Source organism: Bacillus sanguinis (assembly GCF_018332475.1).
Classification (GTDB): domain Bacteria; phylum Bacillota; class Bacilli; order Bacillales; family Bacillaceae_G; genus Bacillus_A; species Bacillus_A sanguinis.
In genome coordinates, this window is sequence record NZ_BOQB01000085.1 from 13,640 (window position 1) to 39,081 (window position 25,442).

The window sequence follows — 25,442 nt, forward strand, 5'->3', positions numbered from 1 at the left end:
GTATGTAAATATACATATTTTACCTTATTCTGGTCATACTACCAGCGATAAGAACTTATCGGATACAAAAAACGTTTTTTAGGAGGATTCACCATGCCTTTAGTTTCTATGAAAGAAATGCTAAACAAAGCACTAGAAGGAAAATACGCAGTTGGTCAATTCAACATGAACAACTTAGAGTGGACTCAAGCTATCTTAGCTGCTGCGGAAGAAGAAAAATCTCCTGTAATCCTAGGTGTATCTGAGGGTGCAGCTCGTCATATGACTGGTTTCAAAACAGTTGTAGCTATGGTTAAAGCTTTAATCGAAGAAATGAACATCACTGTTCCTGTAGCGATTCACCTTGACCATGGTTCAAGCTTCGAAAAATGTAAAGAAGCAATCGATGCAGGTTTCACATCTGTAATGATCGACGCTTCTCACCACCCATTCGAAGAAAACGTTGAAACTACTAAAAAAGTAGTAGAATACGCACACGCTCGTAACGTATCTGTTGAAGCTGAGCTTGGAACAGTTGGCGGACAAGAAGACGACGTAATCGCTGAAGGCGTAATTTACGCTGACCCAGCAGAGTGTAAGCACCTTGTTGAAGCAACAGGTATCGATTGCCTAGCTCCAGCTTTAGGTTCTGTACACGGTCCTTACAAAGGTGAGCCTAACTTAGGATTCGCTGAAATGGAACAAGTTCGTGACTTCACTGGCGTACCTTTAGTATTACATGGTGGTACTGGTATCCCAACTGCTGATATCGTAAAAGCTATCTCTTTAGGTACTTCAAAAATTAACGTAAACACTGAGAACCAAATCGAGTTTACAAAAGCTGTTCGTGAAGTATTAAGCAAAGACCAAGAAGTTTACGATCCTCGTAAATTTATTGGACCTGGCCGCGACGCTATTAAAGCAACTGTTGCTGGTAAAATGCGTGAATTCGGTTCTAACGGTAAAGCGTAAGAATAAAATTCCGTTTTGGAAACCGTCTAGTCTTTTAGACGGTTTCCTTTCGTTGTATAATGAAAGCGTGAACAAGTCTAAAGATTTTTATCATTTTGCTTTTGGAATAGAAAATAATGTGCAGAATCCTATTAAATAAATGTGATAACGTATCTAAATTGATAAAGAAAATCCGATGAATAGTTAATCTTTATCTAGTCGTAATACAGGAGAAATGAAGATAATGGTTTCCTATTTATTGAGTGTTAGGGTGGAAAGAGTGATTGAGATTCTTAAGGGGAGCTTTCTATAAAGATATAGAAAGTAAATACATTCACAAGAAGGGAGCTCAATATGGAAAAATTGCTAATTGAAGGCGGAAGAGCTTTAAATGGAACAATTCGAGTGAGTGGTGCAAAGAATAGCGCCGTTGCACTAATTCCAGCGACAATTTTAGCAGATACTCCAGTAACTATTGGTGGTGTCCCTAATATTTCGGACGTGAAAATGTTAGGAGACTTGCTAGAGGAAATTGGAGGAAGAGTAACTTATGGACAGGAGGAAGAGATGGTAGTCGATCCTTCTAACATGGTTGCAATGCCTTTACCAAATGGAAAAGTGAAAAAATTGCGTGCTTCTTATTATTTAATGGGCGCGATGCTTGGCCGTTTTAAAAAAGCTGTTATTGGGCTTCCAGGTGGATGTCATTTAGGACCGAGGCCAATTGATCAGCATATTAAAGGGTTCGAAGCGTTAGGTGCACATGTTACGAACGAACAGGGTGCGATTTATTTAAGAGCAGATGAACTACGTGGGGCACGTATTTATTTAGATGTTGTTAGTGTAGGAGCTACAATTAATATTATGCTAGCAGCTGTGCGAGCGAAAGGTAGAACTGTTATTGAAAACGCAGCGAAAGAACCAGAGATTATTGATGTAGCTACATTGTTAACAAGTATGGGTGCACGCATTAAAGGTGCTGGTACAGATGTAATCCGAATTGATGGTGTGGATTCATTGCACGGTTGTCACCATACAATCATTCCGGATCGTATTGAAGCGGGCACGTATATGATTTTAGGAGCTGCATCAGGAGGAGAAGTAACGGTTGATAATGTTATTCCTCAGCATTTAGAGTCAGTTACGGCGAAGTTAAGAGAAGCTGGTGTCCAAGTTGAAACGAACGATGACCAAATTACAGTGAACGGTAATAGAAAGTTAAAAGTAGTTGATATAAAAACACTTGTATATCCAGGATTTCCAACAGATTTACAACAACCATTTACGACGCTTTTAACAAAGGCACACGGAACGGGTGTTGTAACGGATACGATTTACGGTGCACGCTTTAAACACATTGATGAATTACGTCGTATGAATGCACAAATTAAAGTAGAAGGTCGTTCGGCAATTGTAACTGGTCCAGTTTTATTGCAAGGTGCAAAAGTGAAAGCGAGTGATTTACGAGCTGGAGCGGCCCTTGTTATTGCAGGGTTAATGGCGGATGGAATTACAGAAGTAACCGGACTTGAGCATATTGATCGAGGCTATGAAAATATAGTAGACAAGCTTAAGGGCCTTGGCGCAAACATTTGGCGAGAACAAATGACAAAGCAAGAAATTGAAGAGATGAAGAACGCATAAGTGATACTTCCGCAAGGGGGGAAGCGAAGCATCACTACTTGCGGAAGTACACTTTTATAGAAAAACACGGTTCACAAAATACGGCAGAAATATAAAGACTTAAAGGAGAGGGATTATTGTGGAAAGAAGTTTATCTATGGAGTTAGTACGTGTAACAGAGGCTGCAGCTTTATCATCAGCGCGTTGGATGGGACGCGGGAAAAAGGATGAAGCAGACGGTGCAGCAACATCAGCTATGCGTGACGTATTTGATACGATTCCGATGAAAGGTACAGTTGTTATTGGTGAAGGTGAGATGGATGAAGCACCAATGCTGTATATCGGAGAAAAATTAGGTACAGGATATGGTCCACGTGTAGACGTTGCAGTTGATCCTTTAGAAGGGACAAACATCGTGGCAGCTGGTGGGTGGAATGCTCTTGCTGTTATTGCAATTGCAGATCACGGTAATTTGTTACATGCTCCTGACATGTACATGGATAAAATCGCGGTTGGCCCAGAAGCAGTTGGGGCGGTCGATATTGATGCGCCTATTATCGATAACTTACGTGCAGTTGCGAAAGCGAAAAATAAAGATATTGAAGATGTTGTAGCGACCGTTTTAAACCGTCCACGTCATCAAGCGATTATCGAAGAAATTCGTAAAGCTGGTGCTCGTATTAAATTGATTAACGATGGGGATGTGGCTGGAGCAATTAACACTGCATTTGATCGTACAGGTGTAGATATTTTATTCGGCTCTGGTGGAGCACCTGAGGGTGTATTAGCAGCAGTTGCACTAAAATGTTTAGGTGGAGAGATTCACGGGAAATTATTACCACAAAACGAAGCTGAATTAGCACGTTGTAAAAAAATGGGTATTGAAGATATAAATCGTATCCTGCGCATGGAAGACTTAGTAAAAGGTGACGATGCAATCTTTGCAGCAACAGGCGTAACAGATGGTGAACTATTACGCGGCGTTCAATTTAAAGGTAGCGTAGGAACAACACAATCCCTTGTTATGCGTGCAAAATCAGGCACAGTCCGCTTCGTAGACGGACGTCATAGCTTGAATAAAAAACCGAACTTGGTTATTAAATAAAAAGTGCAAGCAGCTCGTTCAGAATGGGAGGGGGATGGAGCTTCTGACGTAGAGGCGCTTTTTGCCTCGTAGGAAGGAGTGAAGCCACCGACCATTCTAGCTGCTGAAGCTGGATTAAATAAAAAGTGCAAGCAGCTCGTTCAAAATGGGATGGGCATTGGAGCCCTCGACCATTCTAGCTATTGGAACTAGGTCAAATAAAAGCGAAGACAAATTTTCTTGTCTTCGCTTCTTGTATTTGTGTTCCAACGTATTGATTAAAACTAGATAAAAGGGTTACAATAGTGAATATTACCCTACTTGAACTTATTGCCTTTCATTATTAATTATTTGCCTTCCGTATTTTTTCCCTTTACCCATGTGAAAAGAGAATAACGTTAAAGTGTGGTGTCTGAATGAATTTGTCAATTGCAGCATTAGAAAACATGAAATTAAAAGAGTTATACGAGCTTGCGAAAGAATTTAAGATTTCGTATTATAGCAAATTAACGAAAAAAGAGTTAATCTTCGCTATCTTAAAAGCTCGAGCAGAAAAAGAAGGTTTCTTCTTCATGGAAGGCGTATTAGAAATTATTCAATCAGAAGGATTTGGATTCCTACGTCCTATCAACTATTCTCCAAGCTCAGAAGATATTTATATCTCAGCTTCGCAAATTCGTCGTTTCGATTTACGTAATGGAGATAAGGTTTCTGGTAAAGTACGACCTCCGAAAGAAAATGAACGTTATTTTGGATTATTACAAGTTGAAGCTGTAAACGGTGATGATCCAGAGTCAGCAAAAGAGCGTGTGCATTTCCCTGCATTAACACCATTATACCCAGATCGCCAAATGAAATTGGAAACGGAACCGAAAAAGTTACCGACACGCATCATGGATTTAATCGCACCAGTTGGATTTGGACAACGTGGTTTAATTGTCGCGCCTCCAAAGGCTGGTAAAACTAGTCTATTAAAAGAAATCGCACACAGTGTTACAACAAATCACCCGGAAGCTGAATTAATTGTACTATTAATTGATGAGCGTCCAGAGGAAGTAACAGACATTGAACGTTCTGTTAAAGGTGATGTTGTAAGCTCTACTTTTGATGAAGTGCCAGAAAATCATATTAAAGTAGCGGAACTTGTGTTAGAACGTGCAATGCGTCTTGTAGAGCACAAGAAAGATGTTATCATTTTAATGGATAGTATTACCCGTTTAGCGCGAGCTTACAACCTTGTTATTCCGCCAAGTGGTAGGACATTATCGGGTGGTATCGACCCAGCTGCCTTCCATAGACCGAAGCGTTTCTTTGGAGCAGCACGTAATATTGAAGAAGGCGGTAGCTTAACGATTTTAGCAACAGCGCTTGTTGATACAGGATCTCGTATGGACGATGTAATTTACGAAGAATTTAAAGGAACTGGAAATATGGAACTTCACTTAGATCGTTCATTAGCTGAGCGTCGTATCTTCCCGGCCATTGATATTCGCCGTTCTGGTACACGTAAGGAAGATCTATTAATTCCGAAAGAACATTTAGACAAGCTATGGGGTATTCGTAAAACAATGCGCGATACACCAGACTTTGTCGAAGGTTTCTTACGTAAACTTCGTCAAACAAAGACAAATGAAGAATTTTTACAAAACATTGTTGCAGATTCGAAAAGATATGTAACAACGAAGTAAAGGGAAAAGATTGGGACTCGCTTATTTTGTGGTAAGCGAGTTTTTTATAGTTTTTAGGTGATGTTAAAGAGAGATAAGTGGAAGAATATTAGTTGATTCTAGTCGGATGAATTGGCTCTGATTTAAGTTGATAGCGGCTAGGATCTCCGGTCATTTCACTCTCTCGCTCGAAGCAAAAAGCGCTTCAAGGTTGAGAGTTCCAAATAGCCTGCGATTCTGAACGAGCCGCTTCTGCTTTTAAATTGTATCTAGTTCCGACGGCTAGCTCTTCGTGTCTAAGAACCTCCCGCACTAAAGGTAAAGAGCACCTTTTGTGCGAGAGAACCTTAGCCAGTCAGAGCTGAACGAGCCGTCACCACTTTTAATTTAAAAAGACAAAAACAGGTAGTTGCAAAATGAAGTTAGCCTTGTTATAATTTCATCATATGTGTTTCATCAATATAGTTGTGTATGCAGCTGAAGATGAAAAACTCTGTTTCGAAAATGATTCAGGGCGGAAGGAGATGAAAAGAATGAAAGCAGGAATTCACCCAGATTACAAGAAAGTTGTATTCATGGACACAAACACAGGCTTCAAATTCTTAAGCGGATCTACTAAAGGATCTAACGAAACTGTTGAGTGGGAAGATGGTAACACTTATCCATTACTAAAAGTTGAGATCAGTTCTGATTCTCACCCATTCTACACTGGACGTCAGAAGTTTGCTACTGCAGACGGACGCGTTGACCGCTTCAATAAGAAATACGGTCTTAAGTAATAAAAACATAAAACAGGCAAGTGTATGTATTCGCTTGTCTGTTTTTTTTGCGAAAATATTATACCTTTACCCTACTTTTAAGTAAAAGTAGATGAAAGGAGAGCTTCATGTACTTAATAAATCAGAACGGTTGGATTGAAGTGATTTGCGGTAGTATGTTTTCTGGCAAATCAGAAGAGCTTATCCGCCGTGTGCGCCGTACACAATTTGCGAAACAACATGCAATTGTATTTAAACCATGTATTGATAATCGCTATAGTGAAGAAGACGTTGTATCACATAACGGATTAAAGGTAAGAGCAGTTCCTGTTTCAGCTTCAAAAGATATATTTGAGCATATCACTGAAGAGATGGATGTAATTGCAATTGATGAAGTGCAATTCTTTGATGGGGACATTGTGGAAGTGGTGCAAGTATTGGCAAATCGTGGCTATCGTGTCATTGTAGCTGGTTTAGACCAAGATTTCCGTGGTCTACCATTTGGACAAGTTCCTCAGCTGATGGCGATTGCTGAACATGTAACAAAACTACAAGCAGTATGTTCTGCATGTGGATCTCCGGCTAGTCGTACACAACGATTAATTGATGGAGAACCAGCGGCATTTGATGATCCGATTATCTTAGTTGGGGCTTCAGAATCGTATGAACCACGCTGTCGTCATTGTCATGCAGTTCCTACAAACAAAGATAAGTAAAACTCGCTGCGCAAGGCGGGTTTTTTTCAGAATAGAGAGAAGGAGCGGTGCGAGCCGCTTGCGCTTTTAAATATAATTTGCGTTTTTTTGAGTAAGTACCATATACTATTTGTATTAGATACTAGGATGTAGAGGTGAATGATGTGTTAGATCGTTTGCAAGCTGTAGAAAATCGTTATGAGAAGTTAAATGAATTGTTAAGCGACCCAGAGGTTATTAGCGATACAAATAAGCTTCGTGAGTATTCAAAGGAACAGTCTGATATACAGGAAACGGTAGAAGTGTATCGTGAGTATAAAGATGTTCGTGAGCAACTAAAAGATGCGAAAGCAATGTTAGAAGATAAGTTAGACGCAGAAATGCGTGAAATGGTAAAAGAAGAGGTTTCTGAGTTAGAGTCACAAGATAAAACATTATCAGAGCGTCTGAAAATTTTACTTGTTCCAAAAGACCCTAATGATGATAAGAACGTTATCGTTGAGGTTCGTGGAGCTGCTGGTGGCGACGAGGCTGCTTTATTTGCTGGTGACTTATACCGTATGTATAGCCGTTACGCTGAGGTGCAAGGTTGGAAAACTGAGATTATTGAGGCTAGCTATACAGAGTTAGGTGGATATAAAGAGATTATCTTTATGATTAACGGTAAAGGTGCGTTCGCGAAGCTGAAATTCGAGAATGGTGCTCACCGTGTACAACGTGTTCCTGAAACGGAATCTGGTGGACGTATTCATACATCTACAGCAACTGTAGCTGTATTACCAGAGGCGGAAGAAGTAGAAATTGACATTCATGAAAAAGACGTTCGTGTTGATACATTCGCTTCTAGTGGACCTGGTGGACAGAGCGTTAATACAACGATGTCAGCGGTACGTTTAACGCATTTACCGACTGGTGTAGTTGTATCTTGTCAGGATGAGAAATCACAGATTAAGAATAAAGAAAAAGCGATGAAAGTATTACGCGCACGTGTTTATGATAAGTTTAGACAAGAAGCACAAGCTGAGTATGATCAAAACCGTAAACAAGCTGTTGGTACGGGCGATCGTTCAGAGCGTATTCGTACGTATAACTTCCCGCAAAACCGTGTTACAGACCATCGAATCGGCTTAACGATTCAAAAGCTAGATCAAATCTTACAAGGTAAGTTAGATGATTTCATCAATGCCTTAGTGATGGAAGATCAGGCTCAAAGGATGGAGGCAGCTGAGTAATGCGTGTCTATGAAGCCCTGAAATGGGCTTCTTCTTTTTTACAGGAGAATGGACGAGATGAAAATGCGGGAGAAATTGTCCTTTGTCATGTATTAAAGACGAATAGAACAGGATTATTGATGAATATGCGAGAGGAAATAACTGCGGAACAAGAAAAAAGTTTTGCAGAGTTTATCCACAAGCATGTAGAAGGTATTCCTATTCAATATATGATTGGTTATGAAATGTTTTATGGAAGATCGTTCTTTGTGAATGAAGAAGTATTAATACCAAGACCAGAAACAGAAGAGCTCATAGTAGGAGTGTTAGAAAGAGTCGAGCGCCATTTTGGTAATGAGAAACTACATGTAGCAGATATCGGTACAGGTAGCGGAGCGATTTCGATTACGCTTGCTTTAGAAAATAAAAATCTTCATGTGTATACGGTAGATATCGCACAAGAGTCGATTGAAGTTGCAAAGGAAAATGCAAAAACCTTGGGCGCAGAAGTAACGTTCTATCACGGTGATTTATTATCGCCATTTTATGAAACAGGTCAAAAGTTAGATGTTGTTGTTTCAAATCCTCCATATATACCGGAAGAGGATTGGCGTGGCCTTTCTCCTGTGGTGAAAGAGCATGAGCCAAAGAGAGCACTTGTTGGCGGTGAAGACGGATTAGATTTCTATCGTCGTTTTATGGAAGAGTTGCCGAATGTGCTGCAGAAGAAAGCAATTGTGGCATTTGAAATTGGAGTCGGGCAGGGTGAGGACGTAAAAGAGTTGTTACAACAAACTTTTCCTCACGCTCATGTTGAGGTTGTTTTTGATATTAATGGAAAAGACCGTATGGTATTTGCAGAGATGGAGTAAGGTTCACACCTTACTCTATTTTTTTTGGAAAAATTTATATAGATTTTGAATTTAATAGTTTAGAAAGATGAAAGTCTGTCCACACTGTTTGTAGAAGGGACGGTGGAGGAAATGAAAAAACAAGTTATTGCTTATCTTCTTCTATTACTAATTGGTGCACAGTTACTTGTGCAGTTTGGATATATGAAAGCTGATGCGAAAGGGCCTTCAGTTATTCCGAAAGAGGCCGTTCGATTACGAATTTTAGCAAATAGTGATTCAGATAAAGATCAGGCCTTAAAGCGCAAAGTGCGTGATGAAGTAAAAGCACAAATTGACGGATGGGTAGCGGATTTGACTTCATTTGAAGAGGCGCGTAAAGTCATTCAAAGCCATATTCCAGAAATCGAAAAAACAGTGGCAAATACGTTGAAAAAAGAAGGAAGTAAAGATGCATTTCAAGTGAAATTCAGTAAGAATGTAAAGTTTCCTACAAAGGTATATGGGAATTTTATTTACCCAGCAGGGGAATATGAAGCGGTCTTAATTACAATTGGGGAAGGTGAAGGGGCAAACTGGTGGTGTGTATTATTTCCACCGATGTGTTTCTTAGATTTTTCAAGTGGTACAGCTGTAAGGAAAGAAGAACATGTTGTGAAGGCTGAATCTCCTGGAGAGGGGGAAGTTAAGGAGCAAGATGAGGAAGTAGTAGATGTACCAGAGAAGAAAGAGGATAAAGTGAAAGAAACGAAAGTTGTAAAGCAGGAAGTAGCAAAAAAAGTAACAGCTTCTGAAAAGAAAGTAGTAAAAAATGAAACAAAAGTAGAAGAACAACCTGTAAGTAAAGAAGAAACAAAAACTGTGGAAAAAGTGGAGAAGCCTGTGGAACAAAAGCAAGAAAAACAAAATGATTATGTAAAAGTAGAGGAGGAAGAAGAAAAACCAGAAGTGAAGTTATTTATTGTAGAGGCTTTTGCATCTTTATTCTCTAAATAGTACTATTAACAAGTCCCTTCTCATATATAAAAAAGAGGAGGGATTTACTATGAAGAAAGTGTATTTTGCGACGAAGGCAGATGTGGAAAGATTGCATTCTTTTTTCGGACAAGCTAATAAAAAAGATGATAAAATAAATGAGTTGTACGCGCAATTTATGATTTTGGAAGAGGCGGAAGAAATACGGGCTGTCATTGGATATGAACAAAGTAAAGAAAACGCACTGATTCGTTCTTGTTTATTCACACCTAATGTGGATAAGCAGACTTTCTTATATTTTTTTGAAATGTTTTTGCGGTATATGAAAGAAAAAAATATTCGACAATTGTACTTATTAACAAATCATCCACAATCTATAACAATCTTTCAGTTTTTTGACTTTGTTACTATAGAGAAAGAAAACGTACCAAAGGGAATTCGACAGTTAGAACACTTTTGTAAAAATATAAAAGAGCCAAATGCAATAATACTAAATTGTCAGCTATTCACAAAGTTATCCACGGATTAATTAGGTTTATCCACATTTTGTGGATAAACCTTGTTTGTCTTTTGGATAAATCTCATAGTAAACTAAAAATAGACAAGTATTTCAGGGTAGAAAAGGACGTGGGAAAAAATGCATACAAATATGTGGGTTGTGGATAATGTTGTGGAAAGAAAAAAATATTATCCACAGTTACAAGAAGCAGCAAAATTATTAAGGGAAAACGAGGCGATTGCCTTCCCTACCGAAACAGTATATGGACTAGGCGCAAACGCGATGAATGATGAAGCAATCGCGAAAATTTTTGAAGCGAAAGGAAGACCAAGTGATAATCCACTTATTGTCCACATCGGTACAAAATCGCAGTTAGATGGGATTGTGAAAGAAATCCCGCCCGTTGCAGAGAAATTAATGGAGCACTTTTGGCCAGGACCGTTAACAATTATTTTACCTAGAAAAGAAGGGATTTCAGAGAAGGTGACGGCAGGACTTAATACGGTTGGAGTAAGAATGCCTGATCATCCAGTAGCGCTTGCTCTTATTGAAGAGGCAAATGTACCTGTTGCAGCACCGAGTGCGAATCGTTCTGGTCGTCCAAGTCCGACGTTAGCGTCTCACGTATATGAAGATTTAAATGAGAAAATCGCAGGTATTGTAGATGGTGGTGCAACAGGGGTAGGTGTTGAATCGACTGTAATTGATTGTACGAGCGCTGTTCCAACGATATTACGTCCAGGTGGGATTACGAAAGAACAATTGGAAGCGGTGATTGGTACTGTTTCTCTAGATCCGGCTTTAAAGGATGAGAAGGAAAAACCGAAATCACCTGGAATGAAATATACACATTATGCACCGAAAGCGCCACTGAGTATTGTTGAAGGTTCACGTGAATTTATTCAAAGCCTTGTGGATGAGAAGAAGGAAGAAGGATTCAAAGTAGGTGTATTAACGACAGAAGAGTATCAGCACGTATATAGCGCGGATGTTGTATTGTCTTGTGGTATAAGAAGCGATTTAGCTAGCGTTGCAACTAAATTATATGATGTACTTAGAACGTTTGATGCAAGTGAAGTAGATGTTATTTTTAGTGAATCATTCCCGAATGAAGGAATAGGGAATGCCATTATGAATCGCTTAACAAAAGCGGCAGGGCATCAAATTATTACTGAATGATAAGGTACGATTAGCAAACAGAATATTTCTCCTTGGATAAGCATATTTTGAAGTAGCACGTCCGAGGAGGGACATGAATGACGTTTGAACAGCTAATACCTTTAACAATTATGGCATTCGCCTTAGGGATGGATGCGTTCTCGGTGAGTCTTGGTATGGGAATGATGACCTTAAAGGGAAGACAAATCCTGTATATCGGTATGACGATAGGGATATTTCATATTATCATGCCATTTATAGGGATGGTATTAGGTCGTTTTTTATCAGAGCAGTATGGAGATATTGCACATTTTGCAGGTGCTATTTTATTAATTGGACTAGGGTTCTATATTGTATATTCCTCTATTTTAGAGAATGAAGGGACTAGAACGGCCCCTATTGGAATTAGCTTATTCGTATTTGCATTTGGCGTTAGTATAGATAGTTTTTCAGTAGGTCTTAGTCTTGGTATTTACGGGGCACAGACAATTATTACGATATTACTTTTTGGGTTTGTTAGCATGTTATTAGCTTGGATTGGTTTATTAATTGGTAGACATGCGAAAGATATGCTCGGCACATATGGCGAGATAGTAGGTGGTATCATTCTCGTTGGATTTGGATTATATCTCCTTTTTCCTATATAATTTTAAGGAGGAGGGCGTTATGAACAAGCTATTAGAATGGTATATTCGATTTGTAACTTTCTTTCCTAGATGGTTGCGACTGCTTATTATTTGGGGTATTATTTTGCAAAATTCAATTTTAGGTTGGATGAAGTTAATTCGCGAATGGTAAGATAGCTCCTTTCTGTGCATAGTTTTATTTATACTATACTAATTGCGCTAAAAAATTACACATATAGAAAGGATGAGATGAATGACGAGATTGAAGCAAGTTTTTGGTATTATTATTAGTTTTTTTGTATTTTGGTTTAGTATGCTCGGTGTACAAATGTTTGCTGAGTTTTTAGATATTGAGTCATTGAAGTTTGTTGCGGGAAAAACGGAGGCAGCGCGTGCCTTTTATTCTCCATACCCGTTTTTAATTGTTTTTCTAATTACATTGCTTTCCCTATATTTCTTAGTCATTAAGCTTGGGAAACCGAAAAAAGAGAAAGTACCTACTTTAGAAGAGAAGAAGGAAGAATTACAATGATAAAATCCCCTGCTAAAAAGCAGGGGATTTTATGTTTAAGTGATGGAAGTAATTGAGTTGCTTCCACTTTTAGATATATCCAGTTCCAGCGACTAGCTCTTCGCATCTAAGAACCTCCCGCACGAAAGGTAAAAAGCACCTTTTGTGCGAGAGAACCTTAGCTGGTCAGAGCTGAACGAGTCGCCTCCACTTTTAGGTGTTATCCAGCTCCAGCGGCTAGAATCTCCGGTCATTTCGCTCTCTCGCTCGAAGCAAAAAGCGCTTCAAGGTCGAGAGCTCCAATGCCCTGCGATTCTGAACGAGCCGCTTCCGCTTTTAGGTGTTATCCAGCTCCAGCGGCTAGAATCTCCGGTCATTTCGCTCTCTCGCATGAAGCAAAAAGCGCTTCAAGGTCGAGAGCTCCAATGCCCTGCGATTCTGAAAGAGCCGCTTCCACTTTTAGATATATCCAGTTCCAGCGACTAGCTCTTCGCATCTAAGAACCTCCCGCACGAAAGGTAAAAAGCACCTTTTGTGCGAGAGAACCTTAGCTGGTCAGAGCTGAACGAGTCGCCTCCACTTTTAAACAGGCCTCACCAATTCAAATTGTTCTCCTAGTTTTGCGTAGTTGTGTCCTGCTAGGCGGCTTACTGGTTTTAGTCCTTCTGCGTGAATGCGACCTTTTTCGTATAGGTGTTCTGCGACGTGGAAACGAACGACGCGTCCGATTAGTAAATCGCAAGCTGGTGAGTCTTCTGTTCCGCCAAGAGGGATTGCACGTTCTAGTACGCACTCCATTCGAATGTTTGCTTCTTTTACACCTGGAACGGAGATGACATCACTTTCAATTGGTGTTAGTTTCGCCAATTCAATTTCACTTTCATTTGGCGGGAGGTTAGCTGCTGTTTCGTTAATTGCTTCTACGTAAGATTCATCAGAAATATGTACGACAAACTCACCTTTTTCAATTGCATTTCGAGAAGTGTCCTTTCTTTCTCCTGCTTTCCGTTGCACAGAAACTGAGATAAGTGGTGGATTAGCAGCAACAATATTGAAATAACTATATGGTGCTCCGTTTAATACGCCGTCTTTTGTTACAGAAGTAACGAATGCGACAGGGCGTGGAATGATACTTCCCGTTAATAATTTGTAATTCTCTTTTTCTGTTTGTTCATTTGGATTAATGGATAACATGCTTAAAATCCCCTTTCTAAATATGACGACTTATTGTTTGTTTACAAGATGTTAGTGGAAAACTCCTGCTGAAAATAATATTTTTATGTAATAAAAAGAACTTACTTCAATTGTAATGAAGTAAGTTCCGTTCGAATAATCTCGAAACTGAGATGAATATTACAGTAAAACGTATGCGCCAGGTCCGATTAAAGCTACACCAATCGCAACAGCGATTAACATTAAATTGTATTCATATCCGTTTTGTGTCACCCAGTAACCATTTTTTCCGTGAACAGTGAAGATTGCCATTAACATTGTTCCAACAATAAATAATGAACCAACTGCAGTGAAAATACCTGATGCGAATAAGAAACCACCTAATAATTCAGTTGCGCCAGCCATAAATGCCATGAATACACCAGGGCGTAAACCGATTGATTCCATCCAGCCGCCTGTTCCTTTTAAACCGTAACCGCCGAACCAACCAAATAATTTTTGAGCACCATGACCCATGAATGTAATACCTATAATAAGACGAATAATAAGAAGACCGAAATCCATCATTTTAAAAACCTCCAAAAAGTTATTAACTTACCTTATGTAAGTAATAATAAAATAGTTACTTACTTTAGTCAAGTGGATTTCGAAAAAAGTTTGAATAAAATTTTACAAATTAACAACAAAAAATAAAATGTAGTAAAGACCTCTAGACAAGTTGGATAAAAAAAGAGAAAATATAAGTAGAAGTTAACTTCTTATTGTTATTCAGACAATCAGAATTGACTGGAATTTTGTGAGACGCTACAATAAGAGTCTAGTAGTAATAACGTAATTTATTTCGAAAGCGTTTTTACAGTATAATATTCGAAGTATGAGGTCTTACGTTTATTCAGATCTTTAATAGAGATTGCCCTATAAACTTTTAGGTAAATTATAAGGAGGACTATCCTATGTTTAAAAAATTATTCGGTCTTGGTTCGAAAACAAATGAAGAAACAATCGTAGCTCCATTAACTGGAGCAGTGAAAAATATTGAAGAAGTACCAGATCCGGTATTCGCTGGTCGTATGATGGGCGACGGTGTTGCAATCGATCCTACTGAAGGTGTAGTTGTATCTCCAGTTGATGGTGAAATCGTACAATTATTCCACACGAAACATGCGATTGGAATTAAAGCGAAAAACGGTACAGAAATTTTAATCCACGTTGGATTAGAAACTGTAAAAATGGAAGGCGAAGGTTTCGAAGCTCACGTTTCTGAAGGACAAGCTGTAAAAGCTGGAGATAAATTAATCTCATTCGACTTAGAATTAATCCGTGAAAAAGCGAAAAGCACAATTACTCCAATCGTTATCACAAATACAGATGCAGCTGAGTCTATTAAGACAACTGTAGGTGTAACTGCTACAAAAGGTTCAACAGAAGTAATGAAAGTTACAATGAAATAATTATTGCATGAAAGGAATCCGTTTCGTATGAAATGGATTCCTTATTTTGTTTTGTAGTCTGTTCCTTATGTATGTTAAAATACTTTGGGCACTTGGAAATAGGGTTTCACATATATGTGGATAAGGCGCATTTTTCTTAGAAAAAATATAAGAGAAATGCGTCTTTCGTATATCCACATTTCTTTTGTTCTATTCTTATGTACGTTATGATAAAGGAAAGGAAGCAGAGAAAAGGGGTGGGTTTGGATGAAACGAGTATTATTTGTTTGCACTGGAAATACATGCCGTAGCCCGATGGCTGAGGCGTTACTTCGTCATCATGGGGAAGGAAAGTTTGAAGTGCAATCTGCTGGTGTTTTCGCCTATCCTGGAAGTGATGCGTCGATTTATGCAAAGGAAGCTTTAGCTGAAAAGGGAATTGCAATCGATCATGCTTCGCAGCAGGTAAACGAAACCTTGATTGATTGGGCAGATATTGTAGTAACGATGACGGAAAATCATAAACAAATTGTCCTTGGGCATTATCCGAGTGTTGAAGAGAAAGTAGATACATTATATGGAGTAACCGAGGGGAGAAGTAAGGATATTTCAGATCCATTTGGCGGATCACTTTCTATTTATAAAGAAACGTTAGAAGAGATGGAAAAACTTGTACAAACTTTACTGAAAAAACATTCAGAAGGTTGATGTTTCGTGTATAATACGATATTGGAGATCACTTCGTTCCATTGTGGTGGCGAGTGAGAAATGAAGATAATTGATTGAAATTTTGGAGGGGTAAAAATGAAAGTAGTAGTAGCATCTGATCACGGCGGTATGAATATCCGTAAAGAACTTGTAAGTTTATTAGAAGAGTTAAATATTGAATATATTGATTTAGGTTGTGAATGTGAAGCTGGTTCTGTTGATTACCCTGATTTTGCGTTTCCAGCAGCGGAAATGGTAGCGAATGGCGAAGTAGATCGTGGTATTTTAGTTTGTGGGACAGGTATCGGTATGTCAATTGCTGCAAACAAAGTAAATGGTATTCGTTGTGCTTTAGTTCATGATACTTTCAGTGCGAAAGCAACGAGAGAGCATAATGATACGAATATGTTAGCAATGGGCGAGCGTGTAATTGGTGCGGGTCTAGCACGTGACATCGCAAAAATTTGGTTAACAACCGACTATGAAGGTGGTCGTCACGAAAACCGCGTAGGAAAAATTAAAACATACGAAACAAAGTAATAGATTCTAACTAGAAGTAGTATGAAATATAATTTGGTGAACCAACCTGTGAAAGGAAGAGGCGTAATGACAGAAATCGTAAAGGTAAGAGAGCAGTTACAAATGTCGCTTTCGGATTTCCAAGAACAAGCTTTATTACAAAATGGTCAAATTTTTGTAGTGGGGTGTAGCACGAGCGAAGTGCTAGGAGAAAGAATTGGAACATCAGGAACGATGGAAGTAGCAGAGGCGATTTTTTCTGAGTTAAAACAATTTCAAGAGCAAACAGGTATTGAGTTGGCGTTTCAATGTTGTGAGCATTTAAACCGTGCTTTAGTAGTTGAGAGAGAGTTGGCGATGAAATATCAATTTGAAATTGTAACAGTTACGCCTGTTAGATCAGCAGGTGGTGCATTAGCAACATATGCTTATCACAATTTGAAAGATCCGGTAGTAATTGAGTTTATTAAAGCAGATGCAGGAATGGATATTGGTGATACATTTATCGGTATGCATTTAAAACATGTAGCTGTTCCGGTTCGTACAGGTGTGAAGGAAATTGGAAGTGCGCATGTAACGATGGCAACAACACGTGGAAAACTAATTGGTGGAGCACGTGCTGTTTATGCGGCGAAGGAAGAGACTATCTCTTGTCGTTAAAGTTTCATTGTATCCAACGAATAAGGTATGTTGTCTGACTTTATCATAAAAGAAAGAAAAGACCGATTTTCGGTCTTTTTTTTCTTTTATGATATAGAAAGTCATGTTAGAATGTAGTTGAAAACATGAAGGTTCGAAAGAATTACAACCTGAATTTTCGTTTTTTCTGAATAAATGAGAAAAAACTATTGGGAATCGATGTAATTCGTTCAGAAAAGGGGGATTTTGGTGGATCATTTAAAACGTCAAGATGAAAAGGTATTTGCTGCGATTGAGGCAGAACTAGGAAGACAGCGTTCAAAGATTGAGTTAATTGCTTCGGAAAACTTCGTAAGTGAAGCAGTAATGGAGGCACAAGGTTCTGTTTTAACGAATAAGTATGCTGAAGGATATCCTGGAAAACGTTACTATGGTGGCTGTGAGCACGTAGACGTAGTAGAAGATATCGCACGTGATCGCGCGAAAGAAATTTTTGGTGCAGAGCATGTAAATGTTCAACCGCATTCTGGTGCACAAGCGAACATGGCAGTATACTTCACGATTTTAGAGCAAGGCGATACAGTACTTGGTATGAATTTATCTCATGGTGGTCACTTAACACACGGAAGCCCTGTTAACTTCAGTGGAGTACAATATAATTTCGTAGAATATGGCGTGGATGCTGAATCTCACCGTATTAATTACGATGATGTATTAGCAAAAGCGAAAGAACATAAACCAAAATTAATCGTTGCAGGTGCAAGTGCATACCCTCGTGTTATCGATTTCAAACGATTCCGTGAGATTGCAGATGAAGTGGGTGCATACTTTATGGTTGATATGGCACATATCGCTGGTTTAGTAGCTGCTGGTTTACATCCAAACCCAGTACCACATGCACATTTCGTTACAACGACAACACATAAAACATTACGTGGTCCACGTGGTGGTATGATTTTATGTGAAGAGCAATTTGCAAAACAAATTGATAAATCAATCTTCCCTGGTATTCAAGGTGGCCCACTTATGCACGTAATCGCTGCAAAAGCTGTTGCATTTGGAGAGACACTACAAGATGAGTTTAAAACATATGCACAAAATATCATTAATAATGCGAGCCGCCTAGCTGAAGGTCTTCAAAAAGAAGGACTTACACTTGTTTCTGGCGGAACAGACAATCACTTAATCCTGATTGATGTTCGTAACTTAGAAATCACAGGTAAAGTAGCGGAGCACGTATTAGATGAAGTTGGTATTACAGTGAACAAAAATACAATTCCATTTGAAACGGCAAGCCCATTTGTAACAAGCGGTGTACGTATCGGTACGGCAGCTGTAACATCTCGTGGTTTCGGTTTAGAAGAAATGGATGAAATTGCGTCACTTATTGCTTACACATTAAAAAATCATGAAAATGAAGCTGCATTAGAAGAAGCACGTAAGCGTGTAGAAGCGTTAACGAGCAAATTCCCAATGTACACAGATCTATAATAGATGAAAGAAGACTGCTGAGACGTAATTGTTTTGGCAGTTTTTTTTTGGACATAAATTGTTCTTTAAGTATGTATACAAATGATGAATAAATTTTGGCGATATAATGAAGGATACAGCTCCCATAATTGGTAAAGATACTAGATAGATTCATCGTAAAATCATGATTTTGCCAAATTTGCCCTTGAATATTAGTAGCGTTTTCTTTACAATCGTAAATAGTGTAAAAAAGCGTGCAAACGCATGAATATCATCTAAAGGAGAGATTCACATGGGAAAACTGTATGTATTTGATCACCCGTTAATTCAACATAAGATTACATATATTCGCGATAAGAATACAGGTACGAAAGATTTTCGTGAATTAGTGGACGAAGTAGCAAGCTTAATGGCTTTTGAAATTACTCGCGATCTTCCACTTAAAGATATTGAAATTGAAACGCCTGTAAGCAAAGCGACAACAAAAGTGATCGCTGGTAAAAAACTTGGTTTAATTCCGATTTTACGTGCAGGTTTAGGAATGGTTGATGGAATTCTGAAATTAATTCCAGCAGCAAAAGTAGGACACGTTGGTTTATACCGCGATCCTAAAACATTGCAACCGGTAGAATACTATGTGAAACTTCCAACGGATGTAGAAGAGCGTGACTTTATCGTGCTAGATCCGATGCTAGCAACAGGTGGTTCTGCAGCTGAAGCAATTAACTCTCTGAAAAAGCGCGGTGCAAAACAAATTAAATTAATGTGTATCGTTGCAGCTCCAGAAGGAGTAAAAGTAGTACAAGAAGAACATCCTGATGTTGATATTTATGTAGCAGCATTAGATGAGAAATTAAATGACCACGGATATGTAGTACCAGGTCTTGGTGACGCTGGTGACCGTTTATTCGGAACGAAGTAAGACAACTGACGAGAGGGGGTTCCCCTCTCGTTTTTTTTGTACCTTGATGAGGTAGGGGAGGGGGGATAAATATACATAGTATATACAACATAAGTTGCATACACATCACATATAATATAGAAGTCTTACGTCTAAAGAGCACTATATTATGGAAGGAAAGCGTTATATCTTAAAAATATAATAGTGACAAACTTGTGAACATTTCCTTCTATTATAAAGAGAAAACTGTTAGAAATTGCATATCTCTAACCAGTATTTAGAAGGGGAACGTTTTCATTTTTGGGAGGAAATGACTAATACTCAAATTTTTTGATTTTTTACGATTTCTCGTTGACACTGTTAATACCCTATTGTATGCTAACAACGGGGATAGATGGTAGGGCTTTCAGTGACAAAAATACATCTATTCAGTGACGAAAATGTAAACTTTTTATTTTGTATAGGATTTATGCAAAAAAATGAGTTATTATTAACACATCGTGAATGAGGGCTACATATTGGAGGGATGAATCCTTGCAAAAAAACGATCGCAGCCATATAAAAGCTTATGCTTTAATGTCAGGTATTCTTGCTCAGTTAGTCGGTTCTATTCTTATTGGAATCTTTGGTGGGCAGTGGATTGATAATAAGGTTGGAACGTTTCCGTTGTTTCTTATTATAGGGTTATTACTCGGATTAGGAACTGGGATATACGCAATGATTCGACTCATTCGACATTACTATTCGGGAGAGCAATGATGATAGACGTACATGGACTTGTCCAAAGACAAAAGAAATATATGTACTACTTGCTTGCGCTTCTAGTGCTAGGATGGGGATTCACCTCTTACAAGGATGTATTTCTTGGACTGATTATCGGAACGATTTTCAGTTTTCTTAGTTTGCGCATCATTGCACGTAGAACAGACAAGCTGTTGGATCGCGTAACAAATGGAGAAAACGTAAAGTTTAAGGCGACGGCGGTAAGTACATATTCAAGATTCGCCACGATTGGGTTATTAATTTTATTTGCAGCCAAATATCAAGAGTTAATTGCGATGTGGGGCCTAGGTGTAGGATTGCTGACAGGATACCTTGTCATGATCATAGATTTTCTTTATTTAGAGTATAAGAGCAGGGAAGAGAGGTGAATTACTAGTGGAACACGGTAGATTAGTTGAATTTCTAGGTTTAACGTTCGATTTGTCATCAGTTATGATGGTTACTGTAGCAGCAGTTATTGTTTTCTTAATCGCTGTTATCGGAACTCGCAGCTTAGCTCTTCGCCCAACAGGAATGCAAAATTTCATGGAATGGGTGTTTGACTTCGTGAAAGGGATTATCAATAGTACGATGGACTGGAAAACAGGTGGACGTTTCTTAACGCTTGGCGTTACGCTTATCATGTTTATCATCGTATCGAACTTCCTTGGTTTACCATTCATGTATTCAACAGTTGAGGCTGGCGAACATATTGCATGGTGGAGATCACCAACGTCTGATCCAGCAGTTACATTAACATTAGCCGTGATGGTAGTTACCCTCACCCATTATTATGGAATTAAGATGAAGGGTACGAAAGAATACGTTAAAGGTTATTTCCAACCGATGAAATTCTTATTCCCATTAAAGGTTATTGAGGAGTTTGCTAACACATTAACGTTAGGTCTTCGTTTATTCGGTAACATTTATGCAGGTGAGATCTTATTAGGATTACTTGCTAAGTTAGGCGGGGCATCATTCCTTGGAGCATTAGGTGCGCTTGTACCAATGTTAGCATGGATGGGATTCAGCGTATTTGTTGGATCAATCCAGTCATTTATTTTCGTTATGTTAACGATGGTTTATATGGCTCATAAAGTAAGCCATGACCATTAATATAATTTAAGTAAGAAAAAATTTATTTTTTTATAATACAAAGGAGGACAAATTAAATGAGTTTAGGTGTAATCGCAGCTGCAATTGCAATTGGTTTATCAGCATTAGGTGCAGGTATTGGTAACGGTCTTATCGTATCACGTACAATCGAAGGTGTTGCTCGTCAACCAGAATTAAAAGGCGCACTTCAAACAATTATGTTCATCGGGGTTGCTTTAGTTGAGGCACTTCCAATCATCGGTGTAGTTATTGCATTCATCGTAATGAACAAATAAGGGAGACTCCCCTTACATAGATGGCGAAGAGTGTTTTTCCGAACTTTCTTCGCCATTGCTTTATGGATGAAACGTATGTCTTTTTTTTTCATATGATCAATTTAGATATTTTGAAGGGAGTGAATCCTTGTGCCAACTTTATTATTAGGGGCTGCCATTCCATTTGGAACGATTGCTTATACATTGTTCATTTTCTTACTTCTATTAGTAATGCTACGCAAATTTGCGTGGGGTCCTTTAATGGGAATTATGAAAGAACGTGAAGAGCATGTTACTAATGAAATCGACGCTGCAGAAAGAAGTAACGCTGAAGCGAAGAAATTAGTAGAAGAACAACGTGAAATGTTAAAACAATCGCGTGTTGAAGCACAAGAGTTAATCGAAAGAGCGAAAAAACAAGCTGTAGATCAAAAAGATGTTATTGTTGCTGCTGCGAAAGAAGAAGCAGAATCAATTAAAGCATCTGCTGTACAAGAAATTCAACGCGAAAAAGAGCAAGCGATTGCTGCTTTACAAGAACAAGTCGCTTCTTTATCTGTTCAAATTGCTTCTAAAGTAATTGAAAAAGAGTTAAAAGAAGAAGATCAAGTTAAGTTAATTCGCGATTATATTAAAGAAGTAGGAGAAGCGCGATGAGCAATGGGATTGTAGCAAAACGTTATGCTGTCGCTCTTTTTAAAATTGCTAAAGAAAAACACGTATTAGAAATGTTTGAAGAGGAATTACGCCTTGTACAAAACGTTTATGTAAAGAACGGAGAACTACATAGCTTTTTAACGCAACCGAACATTTCAAAGGAACAAAAGAAAACGTTTCTTGCAAACGTATTCGGGTCTGTTTCTGAATCTATTTTAAATACGTTATATATTTTAATTGATAACAAACGCATTGATATCTTACCTGAAATTGCAGATGAATACGTTGTTCTTGCTAATGAAGAACGTAACGTAGCGGATGCAACTGTATATTCTACTCGTCTTCTATCAGAAGAAGAGAAGCTTAACATTGCAGAAGCATTTGCAAAGAGAACAGGAAAAGATGCAATTCGCGTAAAAAATGTTGTAGATGAAGATTTACTAGGCGGCATTAAAGTACGTATTGGAAATCGCATTTATGATGGAAGTTTACAAGGAAAATTAGCACGTATTCAGCGTGAATTAATGAAGAATAGATAGGGGTGAAGCACATGAGCATCAGAGCTGAAGAAATTAGCGCACTGATAAAGCAACAAATCGAGAACTATCAGTCTGAAATCGAAGTTAGTGATGTTGGTACAGTTATCCAAGTTGGTGACGGTATTGCGCGTGCTCATGGTCTTGATAACGTTATGGCTGGTGAACTTGTAGAGTTCTCTAACGGCGTTATGGGACTAGCACAAAACTTAGAGGAAAACAACGTAGGTATCATTATTTTAGGACCTTACACAGAAATCCGTGAAGGTGACGAAGTTCGTCGTACTGGTCGCATCATGCAAGTACCAGTAGGAAAAGAACTAATCGGTCGTGTTGTAAACCCATTAGGTCAACCAGTTGATGGTTTAGGCCCAATCAATACAACAAACACTCGTCCAATCGAAAGTCCAGCACCAGGTGTAATGGATCGTAAATCTGTTCATGAGCCACTTCAAACAGGTATTAAAGCGATCGATGCTCTTGTACCAATTGGCCGTGGTCAACGTGAGTTAATCATCGGTGACCGTCAAACAGGTAAAACAGCAGTTGCACTTGATACAATCATTAACCAAAAAGATGAAGATATGATTTGTATCTACGTAGCGATCGGACAAAAAGAATCAACTGTACGTAACGTAGTAGAAACACTACGTAAGCACGGTGCATTAGAGTACACAATCGTTGTAACTGCATCAGCTTCTCAACCAGCTCCATTATTATACTTAGCTCCTTACGCTGGTGTAACAATGGGTGAAGAGTTCATGTACAATGGTAAACACGTATTAGTAGTATATGATGACTTATCAAAACAAGCAGCGGCTTACCGTGAGCTGTCATTACTATTACGTCGTCCTCCAGGTCGTGAAGCATATCCAGGGGATGTATTCTACTTACATTCTCGCCTATTAGAGCGTGCAGCAAAATTAAGTGATGCAAGAGGCGGCGGTTCTTTAACTGCACTACCTTTCATCGAAACACAAGCAGGGGACGTATCAGCTTACATCCCAACAAACGTAATTTCTATTACGGATGGACAAATCTTCTTACAATCTGACCTATTCTTCTCTGGCGTACGTCCAGCAATCGATGCGGGTACTTCTGTATCTCGTGTAGGTGGATCTGCTCAGATTAAAGCAATGAGTAAAGTATCAGGTACACTTCGTCTTGACCTTGCATCTTACCGTGAGTTAGAAGCGTTCGCTCAGTTCGGTTCTGACCTTGATAAAGCAACTCAAGCGAAACTAAACCGTGGTGCTCGTACTGTTGAGGTATTAAAACAAGGATTACACAAACCGTTACGTGTAGAGAAACAAGTTATCATTCTTTATGCTTTAACACGTGGATTCCTAGATGATATCCCAGTAGTAGATATCACTCGTTTCGAAGAAGAATTACATGCTTGGTTAGATTCTAATGCGACTGACTTATTAGAAGAAATCCGCACAACTAAGAAACTTGCGGATGACGACAAATTTGCAGCAGCTATTAATGGATTTAAAAAAGTATTCGTAGCTTCTGAGTAATAAATAAAAGCTCCAGCGGCTCGTACAAGCCGCCGGAGCTAGATAATATATAAGGCATCTCAGGCTTTGAGATTGCTGACGGTTATGTAAAGGAAAAGAGTAGGTGCACCTATTCTTTTCCTTCAATCATGAGCAAGAATATCTTGCAACGTAGATTAGGAAGAGAATTCTTACTAATCGTGCCAACTTCCGGAAAAAAGGTGGTGAAAACCTGTGGCATCTTTACGCGATATAAAAGCGAAGATTAACTCGACAAAGAAAACGAGTCAAATTACGAAAGCGATGGAGATGGTATCTGCATCTAAGTTAAACCGTGCAGAGCAAAATGCTAAATCTTTCGTTCCGTATATGGAAAAGATTCAAGAAGTAGTAGCGAGCATTGCGCAAGGAAGTAAAGGAATTAATCATCCGATGCTAAATGCGCGTCCTGTAAAGCGTACAGGATACATCGTTATTACATCTGATCGCGGACTAGCAGGTGGTTATAACAGTAACGTATTACGTACAGTGAGTAACGTAATTCGTGAACGTCATAATATGGACTCAAACCAATATTCAATTATTGTGCTTGGCCGACTAGGACGTGATTATTTAAAACGTCGCGGCTTTAACATCATTGATGAAGTAGTTGGATTATCTGACCACCCATCATTTACTGATATTAAAGACCTTGCTTCTCGAGCAATTGCGATGTTCGCAGATGGTGCTTATGATGAGCTGTATATTTACTACAACCATTACGTAAGTAAAATTTCACAAGAAGTAACGGAAAATAAAATTTTACCGCTTACTGATGTGGCGTCTAATAAACCGACGACAGCTTATGAATTCGAACCTTCTGAAGAAGAAATTTTAAAAGTACTATTGCCACAATACGCAGAAAGCTTAGTGTACGGTGCATTACTAGACGGTAAAGCAAGTGAACACGCAGCGCGTATGACAGCAATGAAGAGTGCTACAGACAACGCAATGGAAGTTATCGATTCACTTACACTTTCATTCAACCGTGCGCGTCAGGCAGCGATTACGCAAGAAATTACGGAAATCGTTGGTGGAGCAGCAGCGTTAGAGTAGTAATAAAAAGCTTACGCGACTCTTTCAAAAGAGTCGCGTAAGCTATCAACCAATAAAAAATTAAAAGCTAACTGCTCGTAGCAAGTTAGCTA

Annotated in this window: 31 protein-coding genes; 29 read left to right on the plus strand and 2 right to left on the minus strand. The window is 38.8% G+C overall.

The window, feature by feature from the left end; all coding sequences use genetic code 11:
- Positions 1-93 precede the first annotated feature (93 nt).
- The 14 genes from KI369_RS11080 to KI369_RS11140 all read left to right on the plus strand — a co-directional run bounded on the left by KI369_RS11080 (position 94) and on the right by KI369_RS11140 (position 12,609).
- On the plus strand, positions 94-951 hold the full coding sequence (locus KI369_RS11080; RefSeq protein WP_144614916.1) for a class II fructose-bisphosphate aldolase: 858 nt from the start codon (positions 94-96) through the stop codon (positions 949-951).
- Between the two features lie 333 nt (positions 952-1,284).
- Entirely contained in the window at positions 1,285-2,574 is a 1,290-nt protein-coding gene (murA, locus tag KI369_RS11085; RefSeq protein WP_144614918.1) for a UDP-N-acetylglucosamine 1-carboxyvinyltransferase, read from the plus strand.
- A 118-nt stretch (positions 2,575-2,692) separates the two neighbouring features.
- The gene (gene glpX / locus KI369_RS11090; RefSeq protein ID WP_000442336.1) at positions 2,693-3,658 is read left to right on the plus strand and encodes a class II fructose-bisphosphatase; all 966 of its coding nucleotides are present in this window, start codon (positions 2,693-2,695) and stop codon (positions 3,656-3,658) included.
- Positions 3,659-4,053: 395 nt separating this feature from the next.
- The gene (gene rho / locus KI369_RS11095) at positions 4,054-5,325 is read left to right on the plus strand and encodes a transcription termination factor Rho (RefSeq protein ID WP_001053898.1); all 1,272 of its coding nucleotides are present in this window, start codon (positions 4,054-4,056) and stop codon (positions 5,323-5,325) included.
- A 512-nt stretch (positions 5,326-5,837) separates the two neighbouring features.
- Complete coding sequence (locus tag KI369_RS11100; protein WP_000643433.1) at positions 5,838-6,083, plus strand: type B 50S ribosomal protein L31; 246 nt, start codon at positions 5,838-5,840, stop codon at positions 6,081-6,083.
- Positions 6,084-6,190: 107 nt separating this feature from the next.
- A complete protein-coding gene (locus KI369_RS11105; RefSeq protein ID WP_098670892.1) occupies positions 6,191-6,778 on the plus strand; it encodes a thymidine kinase in 588 nt (195 codons plus the stop codon).
- 143 nt (positions 6,779-6,921) lie between these two features.
- Positions 6,922-7,989, plus strand: coding sequence for a peptide chain release factor 1 (prfA, locus tag KI369_RS11110; RefSeq protein ID WP_212956014.1), 1,068 nt, complete (start codon positions 6,922-6,924; stop codon positions 7,987-7,989).
- Positions 7,989-8,840 carry a peptide chain release factor N(5)-glutamine methyltransferase gene (gene prmC, locus KI369_RS11115; protein WP_212955987.1) on the plus strand — a complete coding sequence of 284 codons (852 nt, stop codon included), beginning with the start codon at positions 7,989-7,991 and terminating at the stop codon, positions 8,838-8,840. The genes prfA and prmC overlap by 1 nt, the downstream gene beginning before the upstream one ends.
- 111 nt (positions 8,841-8,951) lie before the next feature.
- Positions 8,952-9,815 (plus strand): stage II sporulation protein R, encoded by an 864-nt coding sequence (gene spoIIR, locus KI369_RS11120; RefSeq protein ID WP_212955988.1) that lies wholly within the window; start codon positions 8,952-8,954, stop codon positions 9,813-9,815.
- A gap of 49 nt (positions 9,816-9,864) precedes the next feature.
- Entirely contained in the window at positions 9,865-10,323 is a 459-nt protein-coding gene (locus tag KI369_RS11125) for a GNAT family N-acetyltransferase (RefSeq protein WP_212955989.1), read from the plus strand.
- Between the two features lie 108 nt (positions 10,324-10,431).
- A complete protein-coding gene (locus KI369_RS11130) occupies positions 10,432-11,472 on the plus strand; it encodes an L-threonylcarbamoyladenylate synthase (protein ID WP_212955990.1) in 1,041 nt (346 codons plus the stop codon).
- Positions 11,473-11,549: 77 nt separating this feature from the next.
- Positions 11,550-12,098, plus strand: a complete 549-nt coding sequence (locus tag KI369_RS11135) for a manganese efflux pump MntP (protein WP_212955991.1) — start codon at positions 11,550-11,552, stop codon at positions 12,096-12,098.
- Between the two features lie 19 nt (positions 12,099-12,117).
- Positions 12,118-12,249, plus strand: a complete 132-nt coding sequence (locus tag KI369_RS29645) for a hypothetical protein (RefSeq protein ID WP_259652760.1) — start codon at positions 12,118-12,120, stop codon at positions 12,247-12,249.
- 81 nt (positions 12,250-12,330) lie between these two features.
- Entirely contained in the window at positions 12,331-12,609 is a 279-nt protein-coding gene (locus KI369_RS11140) for a DUF3935 domain-containing protein (protein ID WP_016085469.1), read from the plus strand.
- Positions 12,610-13,170: 561 nt separating this feature from the next.
- Here the strand turns inward: KI369_RS11140 and KI369_RS11145 are convergent.
- Together KI369_RS11145 and KI369_RS11150 are read right to left on the minus strand one after the other, a co-directional pair.
- Positions 13,171-13,782 (minus strand): flavin reductase family protein, encoded by a 612-nt coding sequence (locus tag KI369_RS11145; protein WP_048528044.1) that lies wholly within the window; start codon positions 13,780-13,782, stop codon positions 13,171-13,173.
- Positions 13,783-13,941: 159 nt separating this feature from the next.
- Positions 13,942-14,328, minus strand: a complete 387-nt coding sequence (locus KI369_RS11150; RefSeq protein ID WP_061680023.1) for a DoxX family protein — start codon at positions 14,326-14,328, stop codon at positions 13,942-13,944.
- Between the two features lie 386 nt (positions 14,329-14,714).
- Between KI369_RS11150 and KI369_RS11155 the strand changes: the two genes are divergently transcribed.
- The 15 genes from KI369_RS11155 to atpG all read left to right on the plus strand — a co-directional run bounded on the left by KI369_RS11155 (position 14,715) and on the right by atpG (position 25,350).
- Complete coding sequence (locus KI369_RS11155) at positions 14,715-15,212, plus strand: PTS sugar transporter subunit IIA (protein WP_000473666.1); 498 nt, start codon at positions 14,715-14,717, stop codon at positions 15,210-15,212.
- A 246-nt stretch (positions 15,213-15,458) separates the two neighbouring features.
- Positions 15,459-15,899, plus strand: a complete 441-nt coding sequence (locus tag KI369_RS11160) for a low molecular weight protein arginine phosphatase (protein WP_212955992.1) — start codon at positions 15,459-15,461, stop codon at positions 15,897-15,899.
- 96 nt (positions 15,900-15,995) lie between these two features.
- The gene (gene rpiB, locus KI369_RS11165; RefSeq protein ID WP_000869917.1) at positions 15,996-16,439 is read left to right on the plus strand and encodes a ribose 5-phosphate isomerase B; all 444 of its coding nucleotides are present in this window, start codon (positions 15,996-15,998) and stop codon (positions 16,437-16,439) included.
- Between the two features lie 21 nt (positions 16,440-16,460).
- Positions 16,461-17,078 (plus strand): TIGR01440 family protein, encoded by a 618-nt coding sequence (locus KI369_RS11170; RefSeq protein ID WP_212955993.1) that lies wholly within the window; start codon positions 16,461-16,463, stop codon positions 17,076-17,078.
- A 228-nt stretch (positions 17,079-17,306) separates the two neighbouring features.
- Complete coding sequence (gene glyA / locus KI369_RS11175) at positions 17,307-18,548, plus strand: serine hydroxymethyltransferase (protein ID WP_212955994.1); 1,242 nt, start codon at positions 17,307-17,309, stop codon at positions 18,546-18,548.
- A 271-nt stretch (positions 18,549-18,819) separates the two neighbouring features.
- Positions 18,820-19,449 carry a uracil phosphoribosyltransferase gene (upp, locus tag KI369_RS11180; RefSeq protein WP_000517539.1) on the plus strand — a complete coding sequence of 210 codons (630 nt, stop codon included), beginning with the start codon at positions 18,820-18,822 and terminating at the stop codon, positions 19,447-19,449.
- Between the two features lie 373 nt (positions 19,450-19,822).
- Entirely contained in the window at positions 19,823-19,936 is a 114-nt protein-coding gene (locus tag KI369_RS11185; RefSeq protein WP_071724806.1) for a DUF4024 domain-containing protein, read from the plus strand.
- Positions 19,937-19,962: 26 nt separating this feature from the next.
- Complete coding sequence (locus KI369_RS11190; protein ID WP_001171218.1) at positions 19,963-20,187, plus strand: AtpZ/AtpI family protein; 225 nt, start codon at positions 19,963-19,965, stop codon at positions 20,185-20,187.
- Complete coding sequence (locus KI369_RS11195) at positions 20,187-20,579, plus strand: ATP synthase subunit I (RefSeq protein WP_000567600.1); 393 nt, start codon at positions 20,187-20,189, stop codon at positions 20,577-20,579. The genes KI369_RS11190 and KI369_RS11195 overlap by 1 nt, the downstream gene beginning before the upstream one ends.
- A gap of 7 nt (positions 20,580-20,586) precedes the next feature.
- The gene (gene atpB, locus KI369_RS11200) at positions 20,587-21,306 is read left to right on the plus strand and encodes a F0F1 ATP synthase subunit A (protein ID WP_016085476.1); all 720 of its coding nucleotides are present in this window, start codon (positions 20,587-20,589) and stop codon (positions 21,304-21,306) included.
- Positions 21,307-21,362: 56 nt separating this feature from the next.
- A complete protein-coding gene (gene atpE / locus KI369_RS11205) occupies positions 21,363-21,581 on the plus strand; it encodes a F0F1 ATP synthase subunit C (protein WP_000052064.1) in 219 nt (72 codons plus the stop codon).
- A gap of 129 nt (positions 21,582-21,710) precedes the next feature.
- Complete coding sequence (atpF, locus tag KI369_RS11210) at positions 21,711-22,217, plus strand: F0F1 ATP synthase subunit B (protein ID WP_001142618.1); 507 nt, start codon at positions 21,711-21,713, stop codon at positions 22,215-22,217.
- Positions 22,214-22,756, plus strand: coding sequence for a F0F1 ATP synthase subunit delta (gene atpH / locus KI369_RS11215; protein ID WP_000064683.1), 543 nt, complete (start codon positions 22,214-22,216; stop codon positions 22,754-22,756). Before atpF ends, atpH begins: the two co-directional genes overlap by 4 nt.
- Before the next feature lie 11 nt (positions 22,757-22,767).
- Positions 22,768-24,276 carry a F0F1 ATP synthase subunit alpha gene (gene atpA, locus KI369_RS11220; protein WP_212955995.1) on the plus strand — a complete coding sequence of 503 codons (1,509 nt, stop codon included), beginning with the start codon at positions 22,768-22,770 and terminating at the stop codon, positions 24,274-24,276.
- Between the two features lie 213 nt (positions 24,277-24,489).
- Entirely contained in the window at positions 24,490-25,350 is an 861-nt protein-coding gene (gene atpG / locus KI369_RS11225) for a F0F1 ATP synthase subunit gamma (RefSeq protein ID WP_000157697.1), read from the plus strand.
- Positions 25,351-25,442: the final 92 nt, after the last annotated feature.

What these genes read in the sequence shown, in the direction of transcription:
- KI369_RS11195 (WP_000567600.1), top strand. Translation starts at nt 20,187, where the DNA reads ATGATAGACGTACATGGACTTGTCCAAAGACAAAAGAAATATATGTAC.
- KI369_RS11185 (WP_071724806.1), top strand. Translation starts at nt 19,823, where the DNA reads ATGGTAGGGCTTTCAGTGACAAAAATACATCTATTCAGTGACGAAAAT.
- atpA (WP_212955995.1), top strand. Translation starts at nt 22,768, where the DNA reads ATGAGCATCAGAGCTGAAGAAATTAGCGCACTGATAAAGCAACAAATC.
- murA (WP_144614918.1), top strand. Translation starts at nt 1,285, where the DNA reads ATGGAAAAATTGCTAATTGAAGGCGGAAGAGCTTTAAATGGAACAATT.
- KI369_RS11125 (WP_212955989.1), top strand. Translation starts at nt 9,865, where the DNA reads ATGAAGAAAGTGTATTTTGCGACGAAGGCAGATGTGGAAAGATTGCAT.
- KI369_RS11140 (WP_016085469.1), top strand. Translation starts at nt 12,331, where the DNA reads ATGACGAGATTGAAGCAAGTTTTTGGTATTATTATTAGTTTTTTTGTA.
- KI369_RS11130 (WP_212955990.1), top strand. Translation starts at nt 10,432, where the DNA reads ATGCATACAAATATGTGGGTTGTGGATAATGTTGTGGAAAGAAAAAAA.
- prmC (WP_212955987.1), top strand. Translation starts at nt 7,989, where the DNA reads ATGCGTGTCTATGAAGCCCTGAAATGGGCTTCTTCTTTTTTACAGGAG.
- KI369_RS11170 (WP_212955993.1), top strand. Translation starts at nt 16,461, where the DNA reads ATGAAATATAATTTGGTGAACCAACCTGTGAAAGGAAGAGGCGTAATG.
- KI369_RS11105 (WP_098670892.1), top strand. Translation starts at nt 6,191, where the DNA reads ATGTACTTAATAAATCAGAACGGTTGGATTGAAGTGATTTGCGGTAGT.
- atpE (WP_000052064.1), top strand. Translation starts at nt 21,363, where the DNA reads ATGAGTTTAGGTGTAATCGCAGCTGCAATTGCAATTGGTTTATCAGCA.
- KI369_RS11080 (WP_144614916.1), top strand. Translation starts at nt 94, where the DNA reads ATGCCTTTAGTTTCTATGAAAGAAATGCTAAACAAAGCACTAGAAGGA.
- KI369_RS11135 (WP_212955991.1), top strand. Translation starts at nt 11,550, where the DNA reads ATGACGTTTGAACAGCTAATACCTTTAACAATTATGGCATTCGCCTTA.
- spoIIR (WP_212955988.1), top strand. Translation starts at nt 8,952, where the DNA reads ATGAAAAAACAAGTTATTGCTTATCTTCTTCTATTACTAATTGGTGCA.
- KI369_RS11160 (WP_212955992.1), top strand. Translation starts at nt 15,459, where the DNA reads ATGAAACGAGTATTATTTGTTTGCACTGGAAATACATGCCGTAGCCCG.
- KI369_RS11155 (WP_000473666.1), top strand. Translation starts at nt 14,715, where the DNA reads ATGTTTAAAAAATTATTCGGTCTTGGTTCGAAAACAAATGAAGAAACA.
- upp (WP_000517539.1), top strand. Translation starts at nt 18,820, where the DNA reads ATGGGAAAACTGTATGTATTTGATCACCCGTTAATTCAACATAAGATT.
- atpH (WP_000064683.1), top strand. Translation starts at nt 22,214, where the DNA reads ATGAGCAATGGGATTGTAGCAAAACGTTATGCTGTCGCTCTTTTTAAA.
- rho (WP_001053898.1), top strand. Translation starts at nt 4,054, where the DNA reads ATGAATTTGTCAATTGCAGCATTAGAAAACATGAAATTAAAAGAGTTA.
- KI369_RS11100 (WP_000643433.1), top strand. Translation starts at nt 5,838, where the DNA reads ATGAAAGCAGGAATTCACCCAGATTACAAGAAAGTTGTATTCATGGAC.
- KI369_RS11145 (WP_048528044.1), bottom strand. Translation starts at nt 13,782, where the DNA reads ATGTTATCCATTAATCCAAATGAACAAACAGAAAAAGAGAATTACAAA.
- rpiB (WP_000869917.1), top strand. Translation starts at nt 15,996, where the DNA reads ATGAAAGTAGTAGTAGCATCTGATCACGGCGGTATGAATATCCGTAAA.
- KI369_RS29645 (WP_259652760.1), top strand. Translation starts at nt 12,118, where the DNA reads ATGAACAAGCTATTAGAATGGTATATTCGATTTGTAACTTTCTTTCCT.
- KI369_RS11150 (WP_061680023.1), bottom strand. Translation starts at nt 14,328, where the DNA reads ATGATGGATTTCGGTCTTCTTATTATTCGTCTTATTATAGGTATTACA.